Below are 25,629 nucleotides of genomic sequence, written 5' to 3'. Positions count from 1 at the left end.
AAAGACACTCCATGCGAAACCTCCGTGTTTATCGAACCCTTCAGAACTCGCTCCACTCCTCGACCGGCTCGGCGCTGCTGCGCCGGGCCGCGGTATTGTTCTGCGCCGGGACCGCCATGCGCGCGGACACCTGCCGGCCAGCATCGGCCGCCGCGCGCGGCGCTGGCGATGGGAGCTGTTTGTTTTGCTGCCCCTCCAGCTGGAACACGCCCATGGTGCGCAGGGCATTCTCCAGGTGACCGTGCAGCTCGGCCGAGGCCTTGGCAGCCCGTTGCACCAGTCCGGCGTTGCGCTGGGTCACGTCGTCCATCTGCGCCACGGCCTGGTTGACCTGGGCAATGCCGCTGCTCTGCTCGGCGGAAGCGGCGGCGATCTCGCCCATGATGTCGTTGACCTTGGTCACCGCCGCCACCACATCCTCGATGCTCTGCTCGGCGCGCTGCACCAACTCGGCGCCCTCGTCGATCTGCTGCGAGGAGCTGACGATCAGGCCGCGGATCTCCTTGGAGGCATCCGCCGAACGGCTGGCCAGGTTGCGCACCTCGCTGGCCACCACGGCAAAGCCGCGACCCTGCTCGCCGGCGCGCGCCGCCTCGACCGAGGCGTTCAGCGCGAGGATGTTGGTCTGGAAGGCGATCGAATCGATCACGTTGATGATGTCGGTCATCTTGCGCGAGGTGGTGGTGATCTGACTCATGGTGCCAACCACCCGGCCCATCACCTCGCCGCTCTCGCGCACGCTGCTGGAGGCATCGCTGGCCAGCTGACTGGCGTGGCGGGCGTTGCTTGCGTTCTGCTGCACGGTGGCGGTCAGCTCCTCCATGCTCGCGGCGGTCTGCTGCAGGGAAGCGGCCTGCTGTTCGGTGCGCGAGGACAGCTCCACGTTGCCTTTGGCGATGTCGTCCACCGCCACCGCCAGCGAGTCGACGCTGTTGCTCACGTCGATCGAGATGCCGCGCATGCTCTTGCGCAGGGCATCCTGGAAACGCATCAGCAGGGCGATCTCGCTGATCCGACTATTACTCAGGCGCACATCGAGATTGCCCGCGGCCAGTTGCGCCATGTAGTCGGCCGAGGCTTCGAGGCCGCGCAGCAACACCCGTCCCGCGCGATGGGTCATGACCAGCAGCAGCACGCCGAGCGCTGCCATCACCGCTTCGGCCAGCATCTCCAGGCCGGCGCCGCCCTCTAGATACTTGGTCACCCCGGACACACTGTTGCCGGCCACCATCAGCAGGGCGATCAGGCGGATCAGGGCGAAGCGAAAGCGCATCGAGGAGGTCTGCAGGCGCGCCCACCAACCGGCCGGGCCGCGGCGCACCAGGTTGCCGCGATCGAGCCCCAGGTGGTTGCCACGCCCCTCGCGAATCAGTCGGTAGGCCTCGCTGGCAGCCTCGACCTCACTGCGGGTGGCCTTGCGGCGGATCGAGGTGTAGCCGACCACCTGGCCATCCTCGACGGTCGGCGTGACATTGCCACGCACCCAGTAGTGGTCGCCGTTCTTGCGCCGGTTCATCACCAGGCCGTTCCACGAGTGACCGTCCTTGATGGTCTCCCACAGGTTGGCGAAGGCTACCGGCGGCATGTCCGGATGGCGCACCAGATTGTGATTGGCCCCGTGCAGCTCCTCCCACGAATAGCCACTGACCTTGATGAAGGTCGGGTTGGCGTAGGTGATCCGCCCCTGCAGATCGGTTCGCGAAATCAGGAAGGTGTCATCGGCCAACTCGTACTCGCGCTGGGTGACCGGCTGGTTGTTGCGCATGCGGACTCTCCATGTATGACAGGCTGTTTTTATTGTTGAGGGGCTGTCAGGGCTGTTTGCGGATCAGAAGGTTTGCCAGTCGTCATCGGCATCGACAGGCTTCGACGGCGTGCGGCTGGCCGGAGGCTGCGCCTCCGTGGCCACCTTGCGCTCGGCACTCTCGTACTGCTGGCGCGCCCAGGAGTCGACCGCCGGCTGTCGTGACAGCGGGCGCTGCAGCTGCTGCTGGGCAATGCGGAACACCTCGACCGCCTCGCGCAGGCGCTGGGCCTCGCCGACCAGATCACTGGCGGCGCGGGCGGAGTCCTGTACCAGGCCGGCGTTCTGCTGGGTGACCTGATCCATCTGGGTCACCGCCTGGTTGACCAGGCCGATGCCGTTGCTCTGTTCCTGCGAGGCGGCAGCGATCTCGTCCATGATGTCGGCGACCTTCTGCACCGCCTGGACAATTTCCTGCATGGCGTTGCCGGCCTGGCCGACCAGGCTGCTGCCGGTCTCGACCCGCGCCACCGACTCGCCGATCAGGGTGCGAATGTCCTTGGCGGCATCGGCGCTGCGACTGGCCAGGCTGCGCACCTCGCCAGCGACCACGGCGAAGCCGCGGCCCTGCTCGCCGGCACGCGCCGCCTCGACCGAGGCATTGAGGGCGAGGATGTTGGTCTGGAAGGCGATCGAGTCGATCAGCTTGATGATCTCGGCGACCTTGTGCGAACTGCTGCTGATCTCGCCCATGGTGCTGACCACTTCGTTGACCACCTCGCCGCCGCGTTGCGCGGCCTGCGCCGCGGTGGCCGCTAGCTGGCTGGCCTGGCGGGCGTTGTCGGCATTCTGGCCAACAGTGGAGGTCAGCTGCTCCATGCTCGAAGCGGTGTCCTCCAGCGAGGCGGCCTGCTCGATGGTCCGCGAGGACAGGTTGCGGTTGCCTTCGGCAATCTCCTGGGCGCCATCGTGGATCAGCTGACTGCTCTGGCGCACGGTGCCCACCGTGGCCGCCAGGCGCTGCTGGATGTTGCCCAGGGAGGTGAATAGCTGACCGATCTCGTTGGCGTTGCCGTGCTCGATGTGCTCGGCAAGGTTGCCCGCGGCGATCTGCTCGCAATGCGCCACGACCCGATGCAGCGGACGGATCACGTTGAGGTTCACTCCCCAGACCACGGCGACGATGCTGCCCGCCGACACCAGCAGGATCATGACGATGATCCAGCGCATCACGCTGGCGAACACGCCGAAGGACTCCAGCTGGCCGGCCTGCTGCAGCGACGCGATGGTCTGCTCGGCGAAGCCAAGGCTGTACAAGCCCAGTGCACTCAGGCTGCACACCAGCACGGCGAACAGCCCCAACACCAGATTCCAGCTCAGCCGCACGGTCATGTTGTTCAGTAGTCTATTCACCTTGCTCTCCTCTATCGCGAGCCTGCCGCCGTTCGACGGGCTCGCGCACAAGCGTTCAGGTCCAGGCGCTCTCGGTCTGCTCGAGATGCGCGGCGCGGTCGAAACGTGCGACATCGCGTTCGTCGCTGGACGCGCGGGATCGCCGCTCAGCACTGTTGCCATCGATGACGAAGCGCACCACATGCTGGTTGAGGCGCACGCTCTGCTGGCTCAGGCGCTGCGCAGCATGCGCGCTGTCCTGCACCATGCCGGCGTTGCGCTGGGTCATCTGGTCCATCTGCGCCACCGCCACGCTGACCTGCTCGATGCCATGGCTCTGCTCGGCCGAGGCGGAGGAGATCTCGCCGATCAGGGTATTCAGGCGCCCCATGTCGCTGACCATGCCGCGGATGAGCTCGCCGGTCTGGCGCACCCGCTCGTTGCCGGTACGCACCTGACCGCCGGAACCGTCGATCAAGCCCTTGATCTCGTGCGCCGCCTCGGCGCTGCGGCTGGCCAGCTTGCGTACTTCGCCGGCCACTACGGCAAAGCCGCGGCCCTGCTCGCCGGCCCGCGCCGCCTCCACAGAGGCATTGAGGGCGAGGATGTTGGTCTGGAAGGCGATCGCGTCGATAGTGTCGACGATGCTCGACATCTGGCTGGCGCTGGACTGGATCGCCAGCATGGCCTCGACCACCTGCTCCATCGCCGTGCCGCCCTTGCGCGCGTTGTCGGCACAGTTGGAGGCCAGGCGGCGAGCCTGGTCGGCGCTCTCGGCGTTCTGCCGCACGGTGGCGGTCAGCTGCTCCATGGTCGAGGCAGTTTCCGCCAGGGCCGCGGCCTGTTGCTCGGTGCGCGCCGCCAACTCGGCATTGCCGAGGCTGATCTCCTCGGACTCGACCTGCACTTCATGGGCGCTGCGGCTGATGTCGCCGATGGTCTGGCCGAGCGATTCGCGCATGCGGTTCATGTCGGCCAGCAGGCTTTGCGTATCACCGGCACGCAGCAGCGGCGCCTTGCTCAGGTCGCCTTCGGCAATCTGCCGGGCCACCGCCACGGCATAGCGCGGATCGCCGCCCAGACGGCCGAGCAGGTCGCGGATCACCCACCCCATCAGCAGCGACAGCGGCAGACCGACCAGCAGCAGACCAATGGCCGACTCGATCAGCTTGCGGATGAACATCTGGTTGATGTCGGCGATGTAGGTGCCGGTGCCGATGTACCATCCCCAGGGCTCGAAGGCACGCACGTAGGAGCGCTTGTTTTCCAGCTCGGAGCCATTGGCATGCTTCCAGCGGTAGTCGATGTAGGCCGCCTCGCCAGCCGCCTTGACCGCCTGGGCCATCTCGACGAACAGATGGCGACCGTCGGCATCCTTGAAGTCCTCGACCGAGGTGCTGGCCGGAATGGTCGGATGGGCAACCACCACACTGTCGTCGAAGATGAAGAAATAGCCGCGCCCCTCGTCGTAGCGCATGCTCTTGATCAGTTCGCCGGCGTACAGCTGGCCTGCCTCCAGACTCATACCGCCGCGCTGGACCTGCGCGGCGACATCCCGGATCACCGAGCGGGCAATCTCGACCTGGCTTTCGACCTTGGTCTTGCGCTCCTCGACCATCACGCTGCGGGTCACCCAGGCGCTCCAGAACATCAGCACCAGCATGGCCAGCCAGGCGGCAATCAGGGTGCCCCACAGTTTTTGGCTCGTCGTCAGATTGCGCATCCCATAAACCCCGTAGTGTCTTTTTTTTGCTTGTGGCCCAGCGAGCAACCAGGCAGGCGCAGCCCCGACCGGGTTATTCATCTATCGGCAAACCCGGGGCGAATCTTGATGGCCCAGCGGCGTGACATGGCACCCCGCCCTGGGTCGTCGCTCCGGCTGCCGAAGTCAGGCCGCGGTCTTTTCCACCAGCGCCATTTCCTCGCTGGTGAGCATGCGGTCGATGTCGACCAGCACCAGCATGCGGTCCTCCAGACTGGCCAAGCCGCTGAGGTAGTCGGAGGACAGCGACAGGCCGAACTCCGGTGCCGGCTTGATCTGCTCGGGGGTCAGGCTGAGCACGTCGGACACGCCATCGACCACCACGCCAACCACCCGGCCGGCCACGTTGACGACGATGACCACGGTCTGGCCGTCGTACTCGACGCGGTCGAGGTTGAACTTGATACGCAGATCGACGATCGGCACGATCACCCCGCGCAGGTTGGTGACGCCCTTGATGAACGGCGGCGCGCTGGCGATTCGGGTGACGTTCTCGTAGCCGCGGATCTCCTGGGCCTTGAGGATGTCGATGGCGTATTCCTCGTCACCCAGCGAGAACACCAGGAATTCGCGGGTCTGGGCCTCGAGGGCGGCGGGGTCGGACGAATGGCTGAAGGACATTTAGATAACCTCCTGAAGGGGAGCAACGGCGCTGCGCGGGTCGCGCGCGGCGGATTGACTGCGGTTTAGGCGCTGCAGGTCGCCGACATCGAGAATCAGCGCGACGCTGCCGTCACCCAGAATGGTGGCGGCGGAGATCCCCGGTACGCGGCGATAGTTGGTTTCCAGGTTCTTCACCACCACCTGCTGCTGGCCGATCAGGTCGTCGACCTGCAGCGCATAGCGGCGCCCCTCGCCCTGGACGATCACGGTGATCGACTCGGTCGGCGCAGTGCGCGCGCCGGACACATCCATCGTCTGGTGCAGCGCCACCACCGGCAGGTACTCGTCGCGCACCTTGAGCAGCAGGTCGGTGCCGGCCATGGAGTAGAGGTCTTCACTGCGCGGCTGCAGGGACTCGATCACCGCGCTGAGCGGCAGGATGAAGATCTCCTTGCCGACCCGCACCGACATGCCGTCGAGAATCGCCAGGGTCAGCGGCAGCACGATGCGGATGGTGGTGCCCTGCCCCAAGCGCGAGAGGATCTGCACATGGCCGCCCATGGACTGGATGTTGCGGCGCACCACATCCATGCCCACGCCGCGACCGGACACGTCGCTGACCTGCTCGGCAGTGGAGAAGCCGGGGGCGAAGATCAGCTGCCAGACCTCGTCGTCGGGCATGTTGTCGGCCACCGCCAGGCCCTGGCTGCGCGCCTTGGCCAGCAGCTTGTCGCGATTGAGGCCGGCGCCGTCGTCGCGCACCTCGATGAGGATGTTGCCGCCCTGATGCTGGGCGGACAGGGTCAGCCGGCCGACCGGCGATTTGCCAGCCGCCTCGCGCTGCGCCGGCGACTCGATGCCGTGGTCTAGGCTGTTGCGCACCAGGTGGGTGAGCGGATCGATGATCCGCTCGACCAGGCTCTTGTCCAGCTCGGTGGACTTGCCCTCGGTGACCAGCTCGACCTGCTTGTCCAGCTTGGCCGCCAGATCGCGCACCTGGCGCGGGAAGCGGCTGAACACGTAGTCCATCTGCACCATGCGGATCGACATCACCGCTTCCTGCAGGTCGCGCGCGTTGCGCTTGAGCAGGCTCATGCTGTTGATCAGCTCGCTATGCAGGGCGCTGTCCAGCTGGCTGGCGGTCTGCTCGAGCATCGACTGGGTGATGACCAGCTCGCCGACCAGGTTGATGATCTGATCGACCTTGTCCACCGGCACCCGCAGGCTGCTGGACTCGGCGCTGGCGGCAGCGGGCCGGGCCGCGGCCGGGCTGCTCGCCGCGGCCTTGGCGGGCGCCGGTGCTGCGACAACGGCCGGCGCGGGCACGGCGGCGGGAACACTGGCCGCCGGGGCAACGGCGAGCGGAGCCGCTGCCGCGGCAGGGGCAGGGGCAGCGGGCGCCACCGGGGCAGCACTGGCCGCCGGCGCAGCGAAGGCGGCCACCAGTTGCGCGATCGGCTCCAGCGGCGCTGCCGCGGCCGGCGCCGGCGTGCTGTCGCTGATCCCCAGCACGCAGATTTCCAGCTGCTCGGGCTCGACGATGAAGCAGAGCACCGCGGCGATGTCGTCGGCGTCCTCGCCGGTCAGCAGCTCGACCTCGTAGCGCGGCACATCGCCGCCCTGACTGCGAATGGTGCCGAACTGCTGGAGTTCGTCGACCAGCAGCAGGCGGTCCCTCTCACTGACACCGAGCAGGGTCACGCTCAGGCGCACCTCGCCGTCAGCCGCCGCGGCACTCACTGCCGGTTCAGGCGCGGCAGCGATCACCGCCGGCGCAACCGGCACCGGCACTGGCGGAGCGCTCGGCGCAGGAGCGGCGGCAGGCGCGTGACCGATCTCCTCCAGGGCCAGCTGTTGCAGGGTCTGACAGATGCGCGCAAAGGCTTCCGCATCCGGCTCGGCGCTGTTGCGGTAGGCGTCCAGCTGGTCTTGCAGCATGTCCTTGGTTTCCAGGAAGGTGTCGACGATATCGCGGCGCAGCTTCAGTTCGCCGCGGCGCAGATGGTCGAGCAGGTTCTCGAAGATGTGCGTGGTCTTCTGCAGCACCTCGAAACCGAAGGTGCCCGCGCCGCCCTTGATCGAGTGCGCCGCGCGGAAGATGGCGTTGAGCTGTTCGCTGTCCGGATTGTCGATATCCAGCTCCAGCAGGTGCCGTTCCATGTCGCCCAGCAGCTCTGCGGCCTCCTCGAAGAATGTTTCGTAGAAATCCGTGATATCCATGCGGGCACTCACTCAGGGTTCAGGGTGGTTTCGATAGCGGGTTGGGGCGACACGGGCACGGCACTGCCGGCTGGGACGGCTGTAGCAGGCTCGGCCACCACAGGTTCGGCTTCGGCGGCGCCTTCGGGGTCGAGGGCAAAGGAGCTCTGCTGCATGATCGCCGCGGCCGTGCGCTGGTCGAGGACGATGACGGCGATGCGCCGGTTCATCGGATCGTGCGGATCGCTGTCGTCGAACGGGATGCGATCGGCCATGCCGGCCACGCGCAGCAGCTTGTCCAGCGCCAGGCCGGCGGTGACCAGCTCGCGGCGCGAGGCGTTGGCGCGCTCGCTGGACAACTCCCAGTTGCCGTAGCCGGCCTCGCCGCCGGGATAGGGACGGCTGTCGGTGTGGCCGACGATCTGGATGCTGTTGGGCAGTTCGTTGAGCAGCGGCGCGATGGTCTGCAGCAGGCTGCGCATGTAGGGGGCGACCCGCGCGCTGCCGACCTCGAACATCGGCCGCTGCTCGGTATCCACCAGCTGGATGCGCAGCCCCTCGGGAGTCAGGTCCATGCGGATCTGCGCGCGCAGCTCGCGCAGCACCGGATCGGCCTCGATGGCCGCCTCGATGCGCTTCTGCAGGTTCTGCAGGCGCGCCTGCTCGTCACTGGGACGGGTTCTTTCGCGCACGTCGATGCGCGCCCGCGCCCCCTCGACATGGCTGGGATCATCGCCGCCGCCGGGGATCGCGCTGTCGCTGGCACTCGACTTGTCGCCGCCGGCCATCGCCACCAGCAGCGGCGTGCTGAAGTACTCGCCGATCGCCACGCGGGTTTCCTTGCTCGACGAGGCGAGAATCCACATGACCAGGAAGAACGCCATCATCGCGGTCATGAAGTCGGCAAAGGCGATCTTCCAGGCGCCACCATGGTGGCCATGCGCCGCTTTCTTGCGGCGAATGATGATGATCGGACGGTCGCCGCTCATGCGGCCTCCGTATTGGTGGCCGCCGCCGGCTTCTGGTTGCGCACGTGCTCTTCAAGCTCGACAGCCGTGGGGCGCTCGACGGTATCCAGCGCCTTGCGGCCGAACTCCACGGCGATCTGCGGCGCATAACCGTTGACGCTGGCCAGCAGGGTCACGCGCAGGCACTGCAGCATCTTCACCGCCTCGGCCACCTGACGACCGATGCGACTGGCCAGCGGCGCGACGAAGCCGTAGGCCAGCAGGATGCCAAGGAAGGTGCCAACCAGCGCATGGGCGATCATCATGCCCATCTGATCGGGCGGCGCGTCGGCGGCCATGCTCAAGGTCTTCACCACGCCCATCACTGCGGCGACGATGCCGAAGGCCGGCAGGCCATCGCTGACCTTGGTCAGGGCATCGGCCGGCATGTGCGCCTCATGCTCGAACGACTCGATCTCGTGCAGCATCAGCTCGTCGAGTTCGTGGGCGCTCATGTTGCCGCTGATCATCAGGCGCAGGTAGTCGGTGAGAAAATTCATGATCATCGGATCGTCGAGCAGCTGCGGGTGCTCGCCGAACACCGCGCTTTCGCCCGGACTGTCGATATCCCGCTCGATGGCCAGCATGCCGTCGCGGCGCGCCTTGGCCAGCAGCTTGTACTGCAGGGCCAGCACCTCCATGTACATCGCCTTGTCGTACTTGAGGCTGCGCTTGAGGGTGGAGGCGGTCTTGAAGGTGCCCCTGATCGCCTTGCCGTGGTTGGCGGCGAGGAAGGCGCCCAGCGCCGCGCCGCAGATGATCAACACCTCGGTGGGCTGGTACAGGGGGCCAAGGCTGCCGCCGGACAGCATGTAGCCGCCGAACACGGAGAGGAGCACCACGGCGAATCCGATCACGATCAGCACAACAACACTTCCTTGGGTCAAATCAGGAGATGACCTGAGTGCTATCGGCAAGCCCTGGTGGAACTTGAGGCTTTTCGTGTTGTGGCAGACAGAAAGCCGTGGTGATCAGTGCGGCTGGGAGGATTGCGCCGGTGCGCTGCAGGAAAGGCTCCAGGGCACCACAAGGGTGCCCCGGAAAGGCGATCAGCGCTGCCCGACCGCCATGGGGCCCGCCTCGAAGGAGGCATCGGCCACGCTCGGGCCAACCTCCAGGCTGGCCTCGCGCTGCTTGCGGGTCTTGCCGGCGCGCGAGGGCGGCTGACAGATGCCACAGACATAGCCCCGCTTGGGGGCATGGGCGTGGGCAACGAAGCGACCGCTGCAGCAGGTGCAGCGCACCAGCTCGAGCATCTCGCTCTCGAAGAAGCGCACCAGGGTCCAGGCGCGCGTCAGCCCCAGCACCAGCTCGTCCTCGTCGCTCAGGCCAATTTGCTCGAGATACAGGCGATAGGCCTTGACGAAGGCCTCCATGCGCTCGCAGCCATGGCTCACCACCAGGTTCTCGTAGATGTTGTAGAACAGCGAGGAGTGGATGTTCGGCAACCAGGTAATGAACCAGTCGGTGGAAAACGGCAGCATTCCCTTCGGCGGCGATACGCCGCGCACTTCCTTGTACAGGCGGATGAGCCGACCGCGACTGAGATCGGTTTCCGTTTCGAGAACCTGCAACCGCGCGCCCAGCTCGATCAGATCGATCGCCAGCTGCACTTGCAGCATTTCGTTGAGCAGACTCTTCTCTGTCATCACAAGCCCGCTCAACCCGCCGAAACACCAACAGGAGCCACCGCAGACATCAGCAGAGCGGCATGGATCTGCCCCAACCCCTGCTCGCGCTGCCCTTGGGTCAGACGCGCCAACTGCTCGGCGTCATCCAGCACCATGCGACACAACAACTGACGGGTACGCGACAGCTGCACGAGCTGCTTGGGCGACAACTCAGCAACCAGATCAGCCGTTTGCGGGCTGAGCTTCAGGCGAAACATTGCCGTCACCGGATCCTCCCTCAGCAGCTTCTGTGCGAGCAGCAGGTAGGAGAGATTCAGCTCCTGGATATCGTCCAGCAGACTATCGACACTCATGGATGTTCCTTGCAGATCAAGCGAGATCTAGGCTGCACGCCGCCTAGCGACTTGGTTGTACACATCTGTCACAGCGCTTTCAGCGCTGATTGCGATGCTTATTCTTGGTGTGTCTCTTGCGGGCATGGCGACAACCTCGTGACGCTAAAGTTTCGCCGCCGAGAGAAGATTACCATCCAATATTGTGAACTAGGTAGCACAAAAAACGCTTCAAGAAAGGCGCAATCAAGACTCTCTCGCAAAAAACCGCTGATCTTCCATGAAAAAATGACTCTTTGGCGTCAAAACCTCATGCCAAAAAACCTGTACAAAACATATGGATTTACGCAACTGACCAAAGCCTTGATGTATATCAAAAAAATGACGTCACTCTTTGACTGATTCCAGGCGCACCGCCCAGGCCAGCAGCTCGGCCACCACCTGATACAGCTGCGGCGGTATCTGCGCATCGAGGTCGAGCTGCATCAGCAAACCGACCAGCTCCGGCGAGTCATGGATATGCACACCGTGGCGCTGCGCCTCGGCGATGATCCGCTCGGCCACCTCGCCATAGCCCTTGGCCACCAGTCGCGGCGCGCCATCGCCCTCGCCGTAGGCCAGCGCCAGAGCCTGACGGCGATTGCGCCTATCCTCGGCCATCTTCCGCCTCCTTCACGACAGCATCGAGCAATTGCAGGCGCACACTGCTGAAGCCACACGCCAGCAGGCTTGCCTCCAGCTCGCCATGGCTGCCCTCGAAATAGCCGCGCAGACTGGCGGAGTCGGTCTGCAGGGTCAGCGCCAGACGCTCGCCCTGCAGGCTGATGGCCGCCTCCAAGGCGCCATGCCCCGCCAGCTGCAGCCCCAGACGCACCTTCCACTCGCCGCCGGTCGCCGCCTCGCGTTCGGCAGTCTCACCCTCCTCGTCCAGCTCGGGCTCCGCCAGCGCGGGCGCCTCGATGACCAGCCCCATGAACACGCCAGCCCAGACATTGCCTTCCCAGCGCAACTGCGGGACCGCCAGCAGTTCCAGCTGCTGACGCAGCACGCTGGCCACGGATTCCTGCCCCCCCTCGAGCGCCTCGGCACCCGGCATCTCGTCGCCATTGCCGGCGGGCACAGCCGCCCTCGCCGCCTCACCCGGCGGCAGTGCCGGAGCACTGGCGCTCTGCTGGCCAACCGGAGACGTTGGCGAACCGGCAGGCAAAGGAGCCGGAACAGGCGGTTCGCTGCCGCGCGGTGCAGCCTGCAGCGGCACGCGCATCTGCGGTTCGTGGCGCAGCGCCTCCAGCGGCAACTCGCCACGAAACCAGCGCGCGACATGGGACTCGTAGAACAAGCCACTGTGCTGGATGCTCTGCTGCAGGCGCGCGGCGATCAGCGCCGCGGCCGGCGCCTCGCCCGGCGCTCCAGCCAGCAGTGGCGTCGCCGGCCCAATCGCCGAGGCCGGCGCCGGAAAGCGCTGCAGCAGATCGGCAATCGCCCGCGCGGCGCTACTGAACGAAGTAATGGTCGAGCTCGATGCGGCGTCGACCGGCGCCGCCATGGCTGGCGTACCCGCCAGCCCGCTGCGCGGCTGCGAGGCTTGCGCCGCCGACGCCTGCTGGGCGCGCCCGGCTTCTTGCGCCTGCGGTAAGCCGCGGGGATCCAGCCGCGAGTCGCTGCGCAGCGGCTGCATGCCCTGCACCGGCACGACAGGCCCGGCCGGCTGGTTCAGGTCCTTGGCCAGGGGAATATCCACACGCCTGCCCAGCACCTGATGCAGCAAGGTGTCCAGTAAAGGCGTGATGCCACTCACATGAAGCCTCCATCGAAAGGCCCATCGGGACGGTAGGCCCGCCCCAGATCGATCTGGCGGCGCGATACATCGATCAGCCGGCCCAGCTCATCACGACGGGCGAGCAGGCAGCCGCGAATCTCCGCCTCCAGCTCGAGGATCTGCTCGAGCAGGCAGGCACGGCGCAGCTTGTCGCCACCCTCGACCCCCAGCCGGCGCTCGCACTGGGTCACGCTTTCCAGCTCGACCAGGTACAGCGACTTTTCCAGCACGAGATTGGTCCAGTCACCCTGACGGGCAAACTCGAGCATCCGCTGCGACTGCCTGAGCAGCTGCTGGTAACACTCGATGACGCTCGCTTGGCAGGCCATCATCAATACCCGTCCACTTGCTGGCCGATCTCGCGCCAGGCCGAGCCGATGTCCTCGAGCAGGCGGGCCGCCTCGTCGAGACGCTGCTCGTCGTTGTGCAGGTTGGCCTGCAGCAGCAGGCGCACCACATAGTCATAGATCTGTTCGAGACGCTGCGCCAGCTCGCCGCCGCGCTCGTGGTCGAGCGCCGCCAGCAGCCCCTGATTGACGATGTCGATGGCGCGGGAAATGGCCTTGCCCTTCTCCGCCACGTCGCCATTGTGCATGTGCAGCCGCGCGGCACGAATCGAGGCCTGCGCACCATCGAACAGCATGCCGATCAGCCGATGCGGGGTGGCCGACATGACGCTGCTCTCCACACCGACGCGAGCATAGGCTGCTGCCCCACGCATGCTACTGGTGACCATTATCTTCCCCTCTCTGCGATTGGGTGGTTATCAGCCCTTGAGCTGGGCGTTCAATGCGTCGAACTGCTGGGTGAGGTAGCTGGTCGTCGCGTTCATTTCCGAGAGCATCATGTCCAGCTGGGTGAACTGCTTGCGGTAGCGCTCGACGGTGGCGGAGATGCTTTCCTCCACCCGCGTGTAGCGTTCGCCGAGCGACTTGACCCGGCTTTCGACCCCCTTGGTGACGTTGGACAGGGCGCCGCCATCCTTGAGGATGCTGTTCAGCACCGTGCCCAGCTGGCCGGCCATGCCGCCCTCTGCGCTGCTGCCGCCGAAGAAGCCACTCAGCGCCGACAGGTTGCCGCTGACCAGACTATCCAGCTTGGTGCTGTCGAGCTTGAGGGTGCCCTTGAGTTCCAACTCGATGCCGATGTCGGCCAGACGGGTCAGCGCGCCCTCACCCAGCGTGCCGGTCAGTACGTTGCGCAGCTGGCTTTGCGCGCTGCGCAGGGTGGCGTCGCCGAGCAGGTCGCCGGCCACCTGGGTGTCGGCGTTGTAGGAGGTCAGGCTGGAGATGGTGCTCTGGAGCGAGTTGTAGGCCGTGACGAAGCCGGTGACTGCTGACTTGATCGCCGCATTGTCGCGCTCTACGGTCAGCACCTGGCTGCTGTTCGGCTCGCTGAGCGACAGGGTCACGCCCTGCACCGCACCCTCGACCACATTGGACTGGCTGGTGATGTCGATGCCGTTGACCTTGAGGGTGGCATTGGCGGCGGCCACGGTCTGGGTCATCGAATTGTCTTCGGCAGGGAGCGCGGCATCGTAGCCCAGCAGGCCAGCCAGCTGACCACCCTCGGCACCCACGGCCGGCGTGAAACTGACAGTCATTTCGGACGCCTTGCCGGTAGCCGTGGAAGTCAGCACCAGACGATGCGGCGTAGCGCCGCCATCGTTGACGATGCTTGCGCTGACCCCGCCGTTCGCCTTGTTGATCGCGTCGCGGACATCTTCTAGCGAGCTGGCATTGGCCGCCAGGTCGATGTTCGTGGTCTTCGCCGCCGGGCCGCTGCCGACGCTGATGGTCAGCCGCCCCTCACCCAGGTCGACGGTGCGATCAGCCACCCCGGTGGTCGCCAGGCTCTGCGCCTTGGCCAGGGTGCCGACCTCGATGGCGTAGCGGCCGACAACCGCATCGCTCTTGGCCGCAGCGGTTGCACCGCTGCCGCTGATGTTGCTGGTGACGCCCTGGAAGGTCTTGCTGTCGTTGAGAGTCTTCACCGCCGCCTGCAGGCTGGTCAGGGAACTTTTCAGGCGCCCGTAGGATGACAGCTTGGTCTGCTGGGTCTTCTTCTGCGTGGTGATCGGATCCAGCTTCATGCGCTCGGCCTTTTCCAGCTGGTCGAGCAGACCGCTGAGGTCGAGGCCGGAGCCGACGCCCAGCGATGAAATAGCAGCCATGGGATTCCCTCTTGCAGCTCGGGCGCCCCGCGGCAGTTGGCAGCCGCGGATGCGCCATGTTCAAGCGATGCCGGAGAGTCGGACTACCCGGCGCTGATATCCAGGATATCGACCAACGGCGCGCCGACTTTAGGGTGCCGATCCATCACACCTGCATGTTCATCACATCCTTGTAGGCGGTCAGCAGGCGGTTGCGCACCTGCACGCCCATCTGGAAGGCGACGCTTGCCTTCTGCATGTCGACCATCACATCGGCCAGTTCCACGCCCGGCGCGCCGGACTGCAGGGCGATGGCCTTGTTGCTGGCGGTCTGCTGCAGCTCGTTGATGCGCTGGACCGAAGCGCGCAGCTCGGCAGCGAAACCACCCTGCCCGGCAACCAGCGAAGTCTGTAGCGCATTGCCAGGCTGGCCGGCGGCCTGGGTGGCCAGGGTGTGCAGCTGTTGCAGGGCGGACTGGACGGCAGGAACACTCATCAACGACTTCCGGTTGGGCACTGAATGGAGATGCTGGCAAGCCTAGCAATCCGCGCTTGCCGGGCAAGCGCCCAATTGACGGCAAAAGCGCCGGCTTTTCAGGACTTTAGCGTTGCACGCCGTCCGCATAATGCACCCATCATAGATCCGCCCAGTCCCGCCACAGCGCCTTAACGCACCCCTGGCCGGCTCCGGCGATCCCTAGCGACCGATTCTGCAAGCGGATACCGCAATGCCCTTTGTACCGACCCTGACCGGCCAGCGGAGCAGCGCATGAGCAAGGCCATGCCGGGCACTGCCAATGGCACGACCGACAACCCAGGCGGCAGCGCGCCAGAGCGCCTGCTGGCGCAGCTGCGCAGCAACCCGCTGGTGCTGCTGCTAATCGCCGGCGCGGCGACGATCGCCGTGATCGCCGCCCTGCTGCTGTGGGCGCAGGCCCCCGACTACCGGGTGCTGTATTCCAACTTCAGCGAGGCCGACGGCGGGCGCATCATCGCCGAGCTGGACAAGCGCGGCGTGCCCTATCGGCTCAGCGAAGGTGGCAACGCCCTGCTGGTGCCGACGGCGCAGATGCACAGTCTGCGCCTGCAACTGGCTGAGCAGGGCCTGCCACAGGCCGGCAATGTCGGCTTCGAACTGATGGACAAGCAGGCCTTCGGGGTCAGCCAGTTCGCCGAACACCTCAACTTCCAGCGCGGCCTGGAAGGCGAGCTGGCGCGCTCGATCGAATCGCTCGGCCCGGTGGCCAAGGCGCGCGTGCACCTGGCCATGGCCAAGCAGTCGATCTTCGTCCGCGACCGCCAGCCCGCCAGCGCCTCGGTGGTCCTGACCCTGCACCCTGGCCGCAGTCTCGGCGAAGGCCAGGTCGATGCCATCGTGCACATGGTCGGCTCCAGCGTGCCGGAACTGGCTGCCGAGGCGGTCACCGTGGTCGACCAGAGCGGCCGCCTGCTGTCCATGCCCGGCAGCAGCGGGCGCGATCTCGACGGCACCCAGCTGAGCTATGTCGACGAGGTGGAAAACGCCTACCAGCGGCGCATCGAGCGCATCCTCACGCCGATCCTCGGCGCCGAGAACGTGCGCGCCCAGGTGGCGGCGGAAATCGACTTCGCCACCCGCGAGCAGACCGCCGAGCGCTACGCGCCCAACCAGACAGCCGGCGACGCGGCAATCCGCAGCCAACAGCTGAGCGAGAACTACAGCGGCGGCGACGAGCTGGCTCGCGGCGTGCCCGGCGCGCTGTCCAACACCCCGCCCTCGCCGCCTGCCCCACCAGCACCGCCGGCCACCACCCCGCCAGGCCAGGCGCAGCCGGCTGCCGCCCAGACGCCTGAAACCCAGCAAGCCACGGCGCAGGATCCGCGCAACTCGCTGCGCCGCGACAACGTGGTCAACTACGAGGTGGACCGCAGCGTCGAGCATGTCCAGCAGCGCCGCGGCAACATCAAGCGCCTGACCGCCGCCGTGGTGGTCAACTTCCGCAACGGCGTCGACGCCGACGGCAAGCCGACCCGCGAGGCCCTCACTGAAGAGGAGCTGGCGCAGATCAACCGCTTGGTACGCCAGGCCATGGGCTTCTCCGCCGAGCGTGGCGATGCGCTGGAGGTGGTCAACAGCCCGTTCACCGAGGCCCAGGACGTCGTGGTGGAAAACGTCTGGTGGCAGACGCCGGAATTCTTCGTGATGGCCACCTCCATCGCCCGCTACCTGCTGGTGGCCCTGGCCGCCCTGCTGCTCTGGCTGCTGCTGTTGCGTCCGCTGCTGCGTCGCCACTCGCCACCGGTCGTCGCTGCTGCCGCCAGCGAAGCCGTCGAGTCTGCCGACGTTGCCGCAACCGCCGGCGAAGCCGCAGCCAACGCGACCGAAGAGGCCAGCATCGCCGCCAGTGGCGAGCTGCAACGCCGCCTGCGCCGTCGCTCGGCCGTCTATGAACACAACCTGGCGCACCTGCGCGAAATGGCCCAGGAAGACCCACGCCTGATTGCCATGATCGTCAGCGGCTGGATGAAGAAAAATGATTGAGATGAGCGGCGCCCGGCGCAGTGCAATCCTCCTGCTCAGCCTGGATGAGGACAGTGCGGCCGAAGTGTTCAAGTACCTGTCCACCCAGGATGTCGAGACCGTCAGCCTGGAGATGGCCCGCCTGCAGCAGGTTTCCCACGAGGAAATGCGCCAGGTGCTCGACGACTTCTTCGACGAGACCGAGCAGTACGCCGCCATCAATCTGCTGTCCAGCGACCATATCCGCTCGGTGCTGACCAAGGCGCTGGGAAGCGAGCGCGCCGAGACCCTGATCGAGGACATCCTCGACGCCAGCGGCACCAGTTCGGGCATCGACAAGCTCAACCTGATGGAGCCGGCGATGGTCGCCGAGCTGATCCGCGACGAGCATCCGCAGATCATCGCCACCATCCTCGTCCATCTGGAGCGCGGCCAGGCTGCCGACATCCTGCAACTGTTCGAGGACCGCCAGCGCAACGACATCGTCCTGCGCATCGCCACCTTCAGCGGCGTGCAGCCGGCAGCTCTGCAGGAACTCACCGAGGTGCTCGGCGGCATGCTCGACGGCCAGAACCTCAAGCGCAGCAAGATGGGCGGCGTGCGTACCGCCGCGGAGATCCTCAACCTGCTCAACACCAATCAGGAAGAGTCGGCCATCGAGACCCTGCGCGCGCACAACGAGGAGCTGGCGCAGAAGATCCTCGACGAGATGTTCCTGTTCGAGAACCTGCTCGACATCGACGACCGCGGCATCCAGATGATCCTCAAGGAAGTCGACACCAACTCGCTGGTGGTCGCCCTCAAGGGCGCCGAGCCGGCGCTGCTCGACAAGTTCCTGCGCAACATGTCGCAGCGCGCCGCGCAGCTGTTCCGCGAGGACCTCGAGGCGCGCGGGCCGATCCGCGTGTCGCAGGTCGAGACCGAGCAGAAGGCCATCTTGCTGATCGTCCGCCGCCTGGCCGACAGCGGCGAGATCGTCCTCGGCGGCGGGGACGACTCCTATGTCTGAGCGCCGGCCGCCGCACGTCGGCGGGCAGTGGCAGCCCTGGCAGATGGACGAGCTGGGCAGCCAGCAGGAGCCAGCGCGCCAGCAGCGCGAGGCGCAGCGCCAGGAAGCCCTGCGCCAGGCGGCGTTCAAGCGCAACGCCGAACTGCAGGCGCTGCGCGAGCAGGCCCAGCAGCAGGCTCGCGAGCAGGGCTACCAGGCAGGCTTCGCCGAAGGGCGCAACGCCGGTTACGCCGCCGGCCTCGAGGAGGGCCGGCGCAGCGGCGAGGCGGAACTGCAGCAGCAACTGCAACAGACCCTGCAGCCGCTGCAGGGCCTCGCCGCGCAGTTTCGCGCCGCCCTCGCCCAGCTCGACGAGCAGATCGCCGCCCAGCTGGTCGACCTGGCCCTGGTCACGGGCCGTCAGCTGGCCGGCGAGGCCCTCGAGCTGCACCCCGAACAGATCCTCGAGATCGTCCGCGAGCTGCTGCACAGCGAGCCGGCGCTCAGCGGCCAGCCGCGCCTGTGGCTGCACCCGGCCGACCTGCTGCTGGTCAAGGCCCATCTCGGCGACGAGTTGGAAGCGGCCGGCTGGCGCCTGCAGCCGGACGGCGAGATGACCCGCGGCGGCTGCCGGGTTGCCGCCAGCAGCGGCGAGCTGGATGCGACCCGCGAGCGGCGCTGGGAAGCGCTGGCCGCCCAGGTCCGCCACCGCCAGCAGGCCGACGGCCAGCTGGCAGTGGCGGACATGGGAGCCTGAGGCCATGCAGCCAAATCCTCACCAGCAGCACTGGCAGCAGACCCTCGGCAGCGTCGCCGCACGCATCGCCGCGCTACCACGCTACAGCGCCAGCGGGCGGATCGTACGCGCCACCGGCATGGTACTGGAGGCCACCGGCCTGCACGTGCCGCTGGGTGGCGTGTGCCGCATCGAGCTGTCGCCGCGCGGCGCGGCGCACCAGCCGGCCAGCCTGGCCGAAGCCGAGGTGGTCGGCTTTGCCGGCGAAAAGCTGTTCCTCATGCCGCTGGAGGAGATCAGCGGACTGCGCCCCGGCGCCCGGGTCTTTCCGCTCGGCGAGAGCAGCGACGAGCGCGCCAGCGCGCGGCGCTTCCCGCTCGGCGCTGCGCTGCTCGGCCGGGTGCTCGACGGCGGCGGCCAGCCGCTGGACGGTTTGCCGCTGCCGGAAGGCTGCCACTTTGCGCCGCTGGCCACCGAGCCGATCAACCCGCTCAACCGCGCGCCGATCGAGGCGCAGATCGACGTCGGCATCCGCGCCATCAACGGCCTGCTCAGCGTCGGCCGCGGCCAGCGCATGGGCCTGTTCGCCGGTTCCGGCGTCGGCAAGTCGGTGCTGCTCGGCATGATGGCGCGCTTCACCCGCGCCGACGTGATCGTGGTCGGCCTGATCGGCGAGCGCGGCCGCGAGGTGCAGGACTTCATCGACAACATTCTCGGCGCGGAAGGCCGCCGGCGCGCCGTGGTGGTCGCCGCGCCGGCCGACACCTCGCCGCTCAAGCGCCTGCAGGGCGCGGCCTACGCCACCCGTCTGGCCGAGGACTTCCGCGACCAGGGCCGCGACGTGCTGCTGATCATGGATTCGCTGACCCGCTACGCCATGGCCCAGCGCGAGATCGCCCTGGCCATCGGCGAGCCGCCGGCGACCAAGGGCTACCCGCCCTCGGTATTCGCCAAGCTGCCCAAGCTGGTGGAGAAGACCGGCAACGGCCCGCGCGGCGGCGGTTCGATCACCGCCTTCTATACCGTCCTCAGCGAGGGCGACGACCAGCAGGACCCGATCGCCGACTCGGCGCGGGCGATCCTCGACGGCCACGTGGTGCTGTCGCGCCAGCTGGCCGAGAGCGGCCACTACCCGGCCATCGACATCGAGGCGTCGATCAGCCGGGCGATGACCGCCATCGTCGACGACCGCCAGCGCCGCCGCGCCCAGCAGTTCAAGCAGGCGCTGTCGCGCTACCAGCGCAACCGCGACCTGATCAGCGTCGGCGCCTACGTCGCCGGCCACGACCAACAGCTCGACCATGCCGTGGCGCTGTATCCGCGCCTGGAACGCTTCCTCCAGCAGCGCATCGACGAACGCGCCGGCATCGAGGAAACCCTGCAGCAACTGTCCGCCCTGGTGCCCGGGGCGTGACGCACATGCATAGGTGATTGGCCATGTCACGCACATCCGCCCTCGACACCCTGATCGAGTTGACCCGCGAGGCGGTCGACAACGCCGGGCGCCAGTTGGCCGGCGCGCGGCGCAACCAGCAGCAGGCCCAGGCCCAGCTGGACACCCTGCAGCACTACCGCCAGGAGTACAGCCTGCGCCTGCAGCAGGCGATGCAGGAGGGCATGGAACCGGCCAGCCTGCTCAACTACCAGGCCTTCCTGCGCAGCCTGGATGACGCCATCGACCGCGCCCGCCAGAGCCTCGGCGAGCAGGCCCGCCAGGTCGGCCAGCACCAGCAGCACTGGCTGGAGCAGCAGCGCAAGCTCAACTCCTACGACACCCTGGTCAACCGCCGCATGCAGGCCGAGCAGCTGCGCGACAGCCGCAGCGCTCAGCGCCTCACCGACGAGCTGAGCGCCCAGCTGCGCCTGCGCGGCAACGCCTTCACCGCCTCTTCCGGCAACAGCCTGTGAGCAGCCCCATGAACATCACTATTCTCACCGGCGCGCCGAGCAGCAGCCTGCCGAGCAGCAGCCAGCCTGCCGGCAGCGACGCGGGCAGTTTCGCCCGGCTCCTGGAGCAGGCGACCGGCCAACCCGGCGCGGCTGCAGCGAACCCGCAGCCCACCGCCACCACACCGACCACGCCAGACAGCCCTGGCGCAGCATCGCCTGCTTCGGTCGAAGGGATGCTGCCAGCATTGGCAACAACAGCGCCACTCGCCGCCGCCTCCGCTGTCCAGCTCGGCGCCGAGCTGCTGACTGCAAACGCCACCCCCGCGCCCTTGCCGAGCGGCGCCGCCGCGGAGTTGCCGACTGGCGTCAGCGAGTCGCCCTTGGAGGAGATTCGCCGCCGCATGGCGCTGATCGAGCAGGCAGGCCAGCTGCCGGACACGGCGGCCGTAGCAGGCGGCGTCGCGCCCATGCTCGTGCCGACCAATCCGGCGAGCCCGACCAAGCCGACGACTCCAGGGGCGGCCAGCCCGACGGCGACGGCAGGCCCAGGCCTGGAACACAGCCTCGACGTGGCCGGACGCCTGGCCGGCAACAGCCAGACGCCGACCGACCACGCAACCGCGCAGCACGGCGCCACCAATGCCGCCAACAATGCCAGCGCTCCCGCCATTGCGCTCGCAGAGGCGGGCAGCGGCGACCCTGCGCGCACCAGCGCCAGCAGCGAAATGCCGACGCCGCAGAGCGGCGAGGGTCTCGCGCGCAGCGAAACCCTCGCCAGCATGCGGCTGGACATGGGCAGTGGCCTGGCCGCCAGCAGCAACGCTCAGGCCGGCAATCCGGCGGTGGCCAGCCTTAGCGCTCCGCTGGCCAGCCGCGATTGGCAGGCCGGCCTCGGCCAGCAGCTGATCGGCCTGCACCAGCGCGGCGAGCAGCACATCGAGCTGCACCTGCACCCCGCCGAGCTGGGTCCGCTGTCGGTCAGTCTCAAGCTCACCGAACTGGGCGCCCAGGCACAGTTCCTCTCCAGCCACCCGCAGGTGCGCGCCGCCGTCGAGCAGGCCCTGCCGCAGTTGCGCGAGGCGCTGGCCGCCCAGGGCATCAGCCTCGGCGAGACCTCGGTGGGTGGCCAGTCGCAGCCGCAGCGTGACGGCCAGGCCGGCAACGGCGCGGGCGGCCTGCCCACGACCGCCGCTGCGAACGGTGACGAAGCCGCCGAACTGGCCGCGGCCATCGCGCCGCCGCGCAGCCTGCCACTGGGCCAGGTCGACCTCTACGCCTGATCCGGCCCGCGGCAAAGCGTGAAGATAGGCTCGATAGCCCGGCTTTTTCCGGCCATCGGGCCATGAAGTCTGCCGCCATACTGGCAACCCTGTTCTCCGACCCTCGAGCACGACACCGACCATGGCCAACTCCGAACCCACCGCCAAGCGCACCCCCTGGCTGGTGATCGTCCTGCTGCTCCTGCTGTGCTCGGCCGGCAGCGCGGCAGCCGTCTACTTCCTGGTCGGCAGCGACAAACTGGCCGCCCTCGCCGCCGGCAGCGAGGCACCGCCCGCGCCGGTCAAGTCGCCGACGCCGCTGTTCGTACCGATCGCGCCGTTCACCGTCAATCTGCAGGGCAGTCCCGGCCAGCAGAACCTGCTGTACATCGGCCTGGCGCTGAAGGTCGGCGACTCCTCTACCGAGGCGCTGCTCAAGGAGCACATGCCCGAGGTGCGCAGTCGCCTGCTGATGCTGATGGCCAGCCAGAAGGCTGCCGAGCTGATCACCCCGGCCGGCAAGGAGGCGCTGAGCGCACAAATCCTCGCCCTGTTCGACACGCCGCTGGCCACGCCGCAGCCGCCGCTGGCGATCGACGGCGTGCTGTTCTCCGACTTCATCGTGCAGTAGCCCCATGTCCCAGAGCGACCTGCTCTCGCAGGAAGAGATCGACGCCCTGCTCAAGGGCGTCAACGGCGAAGACGAAGCCCAGCCCGGCGATGCGCCCGGCGGCCCGCGCGTGCGCCCCTACGACCCGGCCACCCAGCACCGGGTGATCCGCGGCCGCCTGCCGGCCCTGGAGATCATCAACGAGCGCTTCGCCCGGCGTTTCCGCACCAGCCTGTTCAACCTGATCCGGCGCAGCGCCGACATCACCGTGGACAGCGTGCGCTACCAGAGCTACAGCGAATTCGCCCGCAACGTGCCGGTGCCGACCAACCTCAACCTGATCGCAATGAAGCCGCTGCGCGGCACCGCCCTGGTGGTGTTCCCGCCGAGCCTGGTGTTCATGGTGGTCGACAACCTGTTCGGCGGCGACGGCCGCTTCGTCACCAAGAACGAAGGCCGCGAGTTCACCAACACCGAGCAGCGCATCATCCGCCGCCTGCTCGGTCTGGCCCTGGATGCCTACACCGACTCGTGGCGCGCGGTCTATCCGCTGGAGATCGACTTCCTGCGCTCGGAGATGCAGGTCAAGTTCGCCAACATTACCAGCTCGCCCAACGAGATCGTGGTCAACACCACCTTCCACCTGGAAGTCGGCAACCTGGCCAGCGATTTCAACATCTGCATTCCCTACTCGATGATCGAGCCACTGCGCGAGCTGCTCAATGGCCCGCTGACCGACAGCAATCCCGCCGAGGATCGCCTGTGGAACCAGCGCATGGCCGGCGAGATCCGCCACTCGCAGGTCGAGCTGATCGCCGATTTTGTCGACATCCCCACCAGCATCGCGCGAATCATGGCGCTCAAGGTCGGTGACGTGCTGCCCATCGAGCTGCCCGATATCGTCACCGCGCGGATCGACGGCGTGCCGGTGATGCAGTGCGAGTACGGCAGCCAGAGCGGCCTGCGCGCCCTGCGGGTCACCCGGCTGATCGACCATACGCCGACCGGCACCAAGGCTTCCGCCGATCTGTTCGCCAAGGGCGCCCTGCCCGACGCCAAGGACTCCAAGAATGACTGATCCCAACGCCCCCGAGCCATCCGACCTCGACGCCGACTGGGCCAGCGCCATGGCCGAGCAGGCCGACAGCGCTGCGCCCGCCGAGGAAGACCCCTGGGCCGCTGCCTTTGCCGAGCAGGAAGCGGCCACGCCGCCCGCCGCGCCGGTGAAGAGCGCCGGCGAGAGCGTGTTCAAGCCGCTCGACAAGGGCACCGGCAGCACCGGCATGCGCGATCTCGAGATGATCATGGACATCCCGGTGAAGCTCACCGTGGAGCTGGGCCGCACGCGCATCACCATCAAGCAGCTGCTCGAGCTGGCCCAGGGCTCGGTGGTCGAGCTGGAAGGTCTGGCCGGCGAGCCGATGGACATCCTGATCAACGGCTACCTGATCGCCCAGGGCGAGGTGGTGGTGGTCGACGACAAGTACGGCATCCGCATCACCGAGATCATCACCCCCTCCGAACGCGTGCAGAAGCTCAACCGATGAGCACCCTGCCCGCCGCCACTCAGGCCGTCAGCGGTGCCGAGAGCGAGGCCCTGCTGGGCATGGCCGCCCTCGGCAAGACCGGGCTGGCCCTGCTGCTGGTGATCGCCCTGATCCTGCTGTGCAGCTGGCTGCTGCGCCGTCTCTCCGCTGGTCAACGCCTGGCCGGCCAGCCGCTCAAGGTGCGCGGCAGCACGATGCTCGGGCCGCGCGAGCGGGTGGTGATCGTCGAGGTGGCCGGCACCTGGCTGGTACTCGGCGTCGCCCCCGGCCAGGTCAGCAAGCTGCACGAACTGCCGGCACCGCCTGACGAGGCCACGCCACCCGCCACTGCGCTGGACGGCAGCTTCGCCGAGCGCCTGAGCCAGGCGCTCAGGCACAACCTGCGCCGCACAGTGTCGCGCCAGCCATGAAGCGCCTGCCCTGCCCCTGTGCCCGGCTGCTCGCCGTGCTGGCGCTGCTCCTGCTGCCGGGCCTGGCGCTGGCCGAGACCGGCCTGCCCGGCATCGTCAGCAAGCCGCTGGCCGACGGCAGCCAGCAGTGGTCGCTGAGCCTGCAGACCCTGCTGCTGCTCAGCTCGATGGCCTTCCTGCCGGCCATACTGCTGATGATGACCGGCTTCACCCGCATCATCATCGTCCTCGGCCTGCTGCGCACCGCCCTCGGCACGCCGTCGACGCCGCCCAACCAGGTGCTGATCGGCCTGGCGCTGTTCCTCACCTTCTTCGTCATGTCGCCGGTGCTGACCAAGGTACACGAGCAGGCCTGGCAGCCGTTCTCCCGCGACGAGATCAACTTCGAGCAGTTCATCGCGACCGGCAGCCAGCCGTTCCGCGAGTTCATGCTCGGCCAGACCCGCGAAGCGGACCTGGCGCTGTTCGCCCGCCTGGCCCAGGTCGGCGACATTGAGGGGCCCGAGCAGGTGCCGATGCGCGTGCTGCTGCCGGCCTTCGTCACCAGCGAGCTGAAGACCGCCTTCCAGATCGGCTTCACCCTGTTCATCCCGTTCCTGATCATCGATCTGGTGGTGGCCAGCGTGCTGATGGCGCTGGGCATGATGATGGTGCCGCCGGCGACCATCTCGCTGCCGTTCAAGCTGATGCTGTTCGTGCTGGTCGACGGCTGGCAGCTGCTGATCGGTTCGCTGGCGCAGAGCTTCTACACTTGAGCCAGCCCCACGGAGGCCTGCAATGACGCCCGAATCGGTCATGGACCTCGCCTACCAGGGCATGCGCATCACCCTGTTCATGGCCGGCCCGCTGCTGCTCACCGCACTGCTGGTGGGTCTCTTGATCAGCCTGTTCCAGGCCGCCACGCAGATCAACGAGATGACCCTGTCGTTCATTCCGAAGATCCTCGCGGTGTTCACCGTGCTGGTGCTGGCCGGACCGTGGATGATCAAGCTGATCGTCGACTTCACCCGCGAGCTGTTCACCAATATCCCACTGATGATCGGCTGAG

At 67.3% G+C, this 25,629-nt stretch carries 28 protein-coding genes; 13 read left to right on the top strand and 15 right to left on the bottom strand.

What is annotated here, in order from left to right:
• Positions 1-40 precede the first annotated feature (40 nt).
• The 9 genes from BM297_RS22255 to flhD form a co-directional block, all read right to left on the bottom strand.
• Positions 41-1,765, bottom strand: coding sequence for a methyl-accepting chemotaxis protein (locus BM297_RS22255; RefSeq protein ID WP_092428504.1), 1,725 nt, complete (start codon positions 1,763-1,765; stop codon positions 41-43).
• 63 nt (positions 1,766-1,828) lie between these two features.
• Entirely contained in the window at positions 1,829-3,157 is a 1,329-nt protein-coding gene (locus tag BM297_RS03975) for a methyl-accepting chemotaxis protein (protein WP_175526580.1), read from the bottom strand.
• Positions 3,158-3,212: 55 nt separating this feature from the next.
• On the bottom strand, positions 3,213-4,859 hold the full coding sequence (locus tag BM297_RS03970) for a methyl-accepting chemotaxis protein (RefSeq protein ID WP_092428501.1): 1,647 nt from the start codon (positions 4,857-4,859) through the stop codon (positions 3,213-3,215).
• Between the two features lie 165 nt (positions 4,860-5,024).
• On the bottom strand, positions 5,025-5,519 hold the full coding sequence (locus tag BM297_RS03965) for a chemotaxis protein CheW (RefSeq protein WP_092428499.1): 495 nt from the start codon (positions 5,517-5,519) through the stop codon (positions 5,025-5,027).
• Positions 5,520-7,721, bottom strand: a complete 2,202-nt coding sequence (gene cheA / locus BM297_RS03960) for a chemotaxis protein CheA (RefSeq protein ID WP_092428497.1) — start codon at positions 7,719-7,721, stop codon at positions 5,520-5,522.
• 8 nt (positions 7,722-7,729) lie between these two features.
• On the bottom strand, positions 7,730-8,689 hold the full coding sequence (motB, locus tag BM297_RS03955) for a flagellar motor protein MotB (RefSeq protein ID WP_092428495.1): 960 nt from the start codon (positions 8,687-8,689) through the stop codon (positions 7,730-7,732).
• Positions 8,686-9,573, bottom strand: coding sequence for a flagellar motor stator protein MotA (motA, locus tag BM297_RS03950; protein ID WP_092428493.1), 888 nt, complete (start codon positions 9,571-9,573; stop codon positions 8,686-8,688). The genes motB and motA overlap by 4 nt, the downstream gene beginning before the upstream one ends.
• A gap of 183 nt (positions 9,574-9,756) precedes the next feature.
• The gene (flhC, locus tag BM297_RS03945; RefSeq protein WP_092428491.1) at positions 9,757-10,356 is read right to left on the bottom strand and encodes a flagellar transcriptional regulator FlhC; all 600 of its coding nucleotides are present in this window, start codon (positions 10,354-10,356) and stop codon (positions 9,757-9,759) included.
• Positions 10,357-10,367: 11 nt separating this feature from the next.
• Entirely contained in the window at positions 10,368-10,691 is a 324-nt protein-coding gene (flhD, locus tag BM297_RS03940; protein ID WP_092428489.1) for a flagellar transcriptional regulator FlhD, read from the bottom strand.
• A 9-nt stretch (positions 10,692-10,700) separates the two neighbouring features.
• Here flhD and BM297_RS21425 point away from each other — a divergent pair, with 9 nt between their 5' ends.
• Positions 10,701-11,072 (top strand): hypothetical protein, encoded by a 372-nt coding sequence (locus tag BM297_RS21425; RefSeq protein ID WP_139231013.1) that lies wholly within the window; start codon positions 10,701-10,703, stop codon positions 11,070-11,072.
• Here BM297_RS21425 and BM297_RS03935 read toward each other — a convergent pair.
• The 6 genes from BM297_RS03935 to fliE all read right to left on the bottom strand — a co-directional run bounded on the left by BM297_RS03935 (position 11,058) and on the right by fliE (position 15,137).
• Positions 11,058-11,330 carry an EscU/YscU/HrcU family type III secretion system export apparatus switch protein gene (locus BM297_RS03935; protein WP_092428487.1) on the bottom strand — a complete coding sequence of 91 codons (273 nt, stop codon included), beginning with the start codon at positions 11,328-11,330 and terminating at the stop codon, positions 11,058-11,060. The genes BM297_RS21425 and BM297_RS03935 overlap by 15 nt on opposite strands.
• The gene (fliK, locus tag BM297_RS03930) at positions 11,317-12,468 is read right to left on the bottom strand and encodes a flagellar hook-length control protein FliK (RefSeq protein WP_092428485.1); all 1,152 of its coding nucleotides are present in this window, start codon (positions 12,466-12,468) and stop codon (positions 11,317-11,319) included. Before fliK ends, BM297_RS03935 begins: the two co-directional genes overlap by 14 nt.
• Positions 12,465-12,818, bottom strand: coding sequence for a flagellar protein FliT (locus tag BM297_RS03925; RefSeq protein ID WP_092428651.1), 354 nt, complete (start codon positions 12,816-12,818; stop codon positions 12,465-12,467). Before BM297_RS03925 ends, fliK begins: the two co-directional genes overlap by 4 nt.
• 2 nt (positions 12,819-12,820) lie before the next feature.
• Positions 12,821-13,210 (bottom strand): flagellar export chaperone FliS, encoded by a 390-nt coding sequence (fliS, locus tag BM297_RS03920; RefSeq protein WP_092428649.1) that lies wholly within the window; start codon positions 13,208-13,210, stop codon positions 12,821-12,823.
• A 45-nt stretch (positions 13,211-13,255) separates the two neighbouring features.
• On the bottom strand, positions 13,256-14,662 hold the full coding sequence (gene fliD, locus BM297_RS03915; protein ID WP_092428483.1) for a flagellar filament capping protein FliD: 1,407 nt from the start codon (positions 14,660-14,662) through the stop codon (positions 13,256-13,258).
• A gap of 145 nt (positions 14,663-14,807) precedes the next feature.
• Positions 14,808-15,137 carry a flagellar hook-basal body complex protein FliE gene (gene fliE, locus BM297_RS03910; RefSeq protein WP_092428481.1) on the bottom strand — a complete coding sequence of 110 codons (330 nt, stop codon included), beginning with the start codon at positions 15,135-15,137 and terminating at the stop codon, positions 14,808-14,810.
• Between the two features lie 273 nt (positions 15,138-15,410).
• On the opposite strand from fliE, the gene fliF reads away from it, so the two are divergent.
• The 12 genes from fliF (at position 15,411) to fliQ (ending at position 25,628) form a co-directional block, all read left to right on the top strand.
• The gene (gene fliF, locus BM297_RS03905) at positions 15,411-17,162 is read left to right on the top strand and encodes a flagellar basal-body MS-ring/collar protein FliF (protein ID WP_092428479.1); all 1,752 of its coding nucleotides are present in this window, start codon (positions 15,411-15,413) and stop codon (positions 17,160-17,162) included.
• Entirely contained in the window at positions 17,155-18,150 is a 996-nt protein-coding gene (fliG, locus tag BM297_RS03900; protein WP_092428477.1) for a flagellar motor switch protein FliG, read from the top strand. Before fliF ends, fliG begins: the two co-directional genes overlap by 8 nt.
• Complete coding sequence (gene fliH, locus BM297_RS03895) at positions 18,143-18,886, top strand: flagellar assembly protein FliH (RefSeq protein ID WP_092428475.1); 744 nt, start codon at positions 18,143-18,145, stop codon at positions 18,884-18,886. The genes fliG and fliH overlap by 8 nt, the downstream gene beginning before the upstream one ends.
• Positions 18,887-18,890: 4 nt before the next feature.
• A complete protein-coding gene (fliI, locus tag BM297_RS03890; RefSeq protein ID WP_092428473.1) occupies positions 18,891-20,279 on the top strand; it encodes a flagellar protein export ATPase FliI in 1,389 nt (462 codons plus the stop codon).
• 23 nt (positions 20,280-20,302) lie between these two features.
• The gene (gene fliJ / locus BM297_RS03885) at positions 20,303-20,773 is read left to right on the top strand and encodes a flagellar export protein FliJ (RefSeq protein ID WP_092428471.1); all 471 of its coding nucleotides are present in this window, start codon (positions 20,303-20,305) and stop codon (positions 20,771-20,773) included.
• 8 nt (positions 20,774-20,781) lie between these two features.
• Positions 20,782-22,035: a flagellar hook-length control protein FliK gene (locus tag BM297_RS03880; RefSeq protein WP_092428469.1), complete on the top strand. Its 1,254-nt coding sequence runs from the start codon at positions 20,782-20,784 to the stop codon at positions 22,033-22,035.
• A gap of 121 nt (positions 22,036-22,156) precedes the next feature.
• Positions 22,157-22,645, top strand: coding sequence for a flagellar basal body-associated protein FliL (gene fliL, locus BM297_RS03875; protein WP_092428467.1), 489 nt, complete (start codon positions 22,157-22,159; stop codon positions 22,643-22,645).
• Between the two features lie 4 nt (positions 22,646-22,649).
• Positions 22,650-23,702 (top strand): flagellar motor switch protein FliM, encoded by a 1,053-nt coding sequence (fliM, locus tag BM297_RS03870; RefSeq protein WP_092428465.1) that lies wholly within the window; start codon positions 22,650-22,652, stop codon positions 23,700-23,702.
• Complete coding sequence (gene fliN / locus BM297_RS03865; RefSeq protein WP_092428463.1) at positions 23,695-24,171, top strand: flagellar motor switch protein FliN; 477 nt, start codon at positions 23,695-23,697, stop codon at positions 24,169-24,171. The genes fliM and fliN overlap by 8 nt, the downstream gene beginning before the upstream one ends.
• Positions 24,168-24,581 carry a flagellar biosynthetic protein FliO gene (gene fliO / locus BM297_RS03860; RefSeq protein WP_092428461.1) on the top strand — a complete coding sequence of 138 codons (414 nt, stop codon included), beginning with the start codon at positions 24,168-24,170 and terminating at the stop codon, positions 24,579-24,581. Before fliN ends, fliO begins: the two co-directional genes overlap by 4 nt.
• Positions 24,578-25,336 carry a flagellar type III secretion system pore protein FliP gene (fliP, locus tag BM297_RS03855; protein WP_092428459.1) on the top strand — a complete coding sequence of 253 codons (759 nt, stop codon included), beginning with the start codon at positions 24,578-24,580 and terminating at the stop codon, positions 25,334-25,336. Before fliO ends, fliP begins: the two co-directional genes overlap by 4 nt.
• Positions 25,337-25,358: 22 nt before the next feature.
• A complete protein-coding gene (gene fliQ, locus BM297_RS03850) occupies positions 25,359-25,628 on the top strand; it encodes a flagellar biosynthesis protein FliQ (protein WP_092428457.1) in 270 nt (89 codons plus the stop codon).
• The last annotated feature ends 1 nt before the right edge of the window (position 25,629 follow it).

This window comes from Geopseudomonas sagittaria (genome assembly GCF_900115715.1).
Lineage (GTDB): Bacteria > Pseudomonadota > Gammaproteobacteria > Pseudomonadales > Pseudomonadaceae > Geopseudomonas > Geopseudomonas sagittaria.
The sequence above is the reverse complement of the archived record's forward strand: the minus strand, read 5'-3'. Positions and strand labels throughout refer to the sequence as shown.

Excerpts from the sequence above, each read along its gene's own strand:
- BM297_RS22255 (WP_092428504.1), bottom strand. The coding sequence starts at position 1,765 with ATGCGCAACAACCAGCCGGTCACCCAGCGCGAGTACGAGTTGGCCGAT.
- BM297_RS03970 (WP_092428501.1), bottom strand. The coding sequence starts at position 4,859 with ATGCGCAATCTGACGACGAGCCAAAAACTGTGGGGCACCCTGATTGCC.
- BM297_RS03965 (WP_092428499.1), bottom strand. The coding sequence starts at position 5,519 with ATGTCCTTCAGCCATTCGTCCGACCCCGCCGCCCTCGAGGCCCAGACC.
- cheA (WP_092428497.1), bottom strand. The coding sequence starts at position 7,721 with ATGGATATCACGGATTTCTACGAAACATTCTTCGAGGAGGCCGCAGAG.
- motB (WP_092428495.1), bottom strand. The coding sequence starts at position 8,689 with ATGAGCGGCGACCGTCCGATCATCATCATTCGCCGCAAGAAAGCGGCG.
- flhC (WP_092428491.1), bottom strand. The coding sequence starts at position 10,356 with ATGACAGAGAAGAGTCTGCTCAACGAAATGCTGCAAGTGCAGCTGGCG.
- flhD (WP_092428489.1), bottom strand. The coding sequence starts at position 10,691 with ATGAGTGTCGATAGTCTGCTGGACGATATCCAGGAGCTGAATCTCTCC.
- BM297_RS03935 (WP_092428487.1), bottom strand. The coding sequence starts at position 11,330 with ATGGCCGAGGATAGGCGCAATCGCCGTCAGGCTCTGGCGCTGGCCTAC.
- BM297_RS03925 (WP_092428651.1), bottom strand. The coding sequence starts at position 12,818 with ATGGCCTGCCAAGCGAGCGTCATCGAGTGTTACCAGCAGCTGCTCAGG.
- fliS (WP_092428649.1), bottom strand. The coding sequence starts at position 13,210 with ATGCGTGGGGCAGCAGCCTATGCTCGCGTCGGTGTGGAGAGCAGCGTC.
- fliD (WP_092428483.1), bottom strand. The coding sequence starts at position 14,662 with ATGGCTGCTATTTCATCGCTGGGCGTCGGCTCCGGCCTCGACCTCAGC.
- fliE (WP_092428481.1), bottom strand. The coding sequence starts at position 15,137 with ATGAGTGTTCCTGCCGTCCAGTCCGCCCTGCAACAGCTGCACACCCTG.
- fliF (WP_092428479.1), top strand. The coding sequence starts at position 15,411 with ATGAGCAAGGCCATGCCGGGCACTGCCAATGGCACGACCGACAACCCA.
- fliG (WP_092428477.1), top strand. The coding sequence starts at position 17,155 with ATGATTGAGATGAGCGGCGCCCGGCGCAGTGCAATCCTCCTGCTCAGC.
- fliH (WP_092428475.1), top strand. The coding sequence starts at position 18,143 with ATGTCTGAGCGCCGGCCGCCGCACGTCGGCGGGCAGTGGCAGCCCTGG.
- fliI (WP_092428473.1), top strand. The coding sequence starts at position 18,891 with ATGCAGCCAAATCCTCACCAGCAGCACTGGCAGCAGACCCTCGGCAGC.
- fliJ (WP_092428471.1), top strand. The coding sequence starts at position 20,303 with ATGTCACGCACATCCGCCCTCGACACCCTGATCGAGTTGACCCGCGAG.
- BM297_RS03880 (WP_092428469.1), top strand. The coding sequence starts at position 20,782 with ATGAACATCACTATTCTCACCGGCGCGCCGAGCAGCAGCCTGCCGAGC.
- fliL (WP_092428467.1), top strand. The coding sequence starts at position 22,157 with ATGGCCAACTCCGAACCCACCGCCAAGCGCACCCCCTGGCTGGTGATC.
- fliM (WP_092428465.1), top strand. The coding sequence starts at position 22,650 with ATGTCCCAGAGCGACCTGCTCTCGCAGGAAGAGATCGACGCCCTGCTC.
- fliN (WP_092428463.1), top strand. The coding sequence starts at position 23,695 with ATGACTGATCCCAACGCCCCCGAGCCATCCGACCTCGACGCCGACTGG.
- fliO (WP_092428461.1), top strand. The coding sequence starts at position 24,168 with ATGAGCACCCTGCCCGCCGCCACTCAGGCCGTCAGCGGTGCCGAGAGC.
- fliP (WP_092428459.1), top strand. The coding sequence starts at position 24,578 with ATGAAGCGCCTGCCCTGCCCCTGTGCCCGGCTGCTCGCCGTGCTGGCG.
- fliQ (WP_092428457.1), top strand. The coding sequence starts at position 25,359 with ATGACGCCCGAATCGGTCATGGACCTCGCCTACCAGGGCATGCGCATC.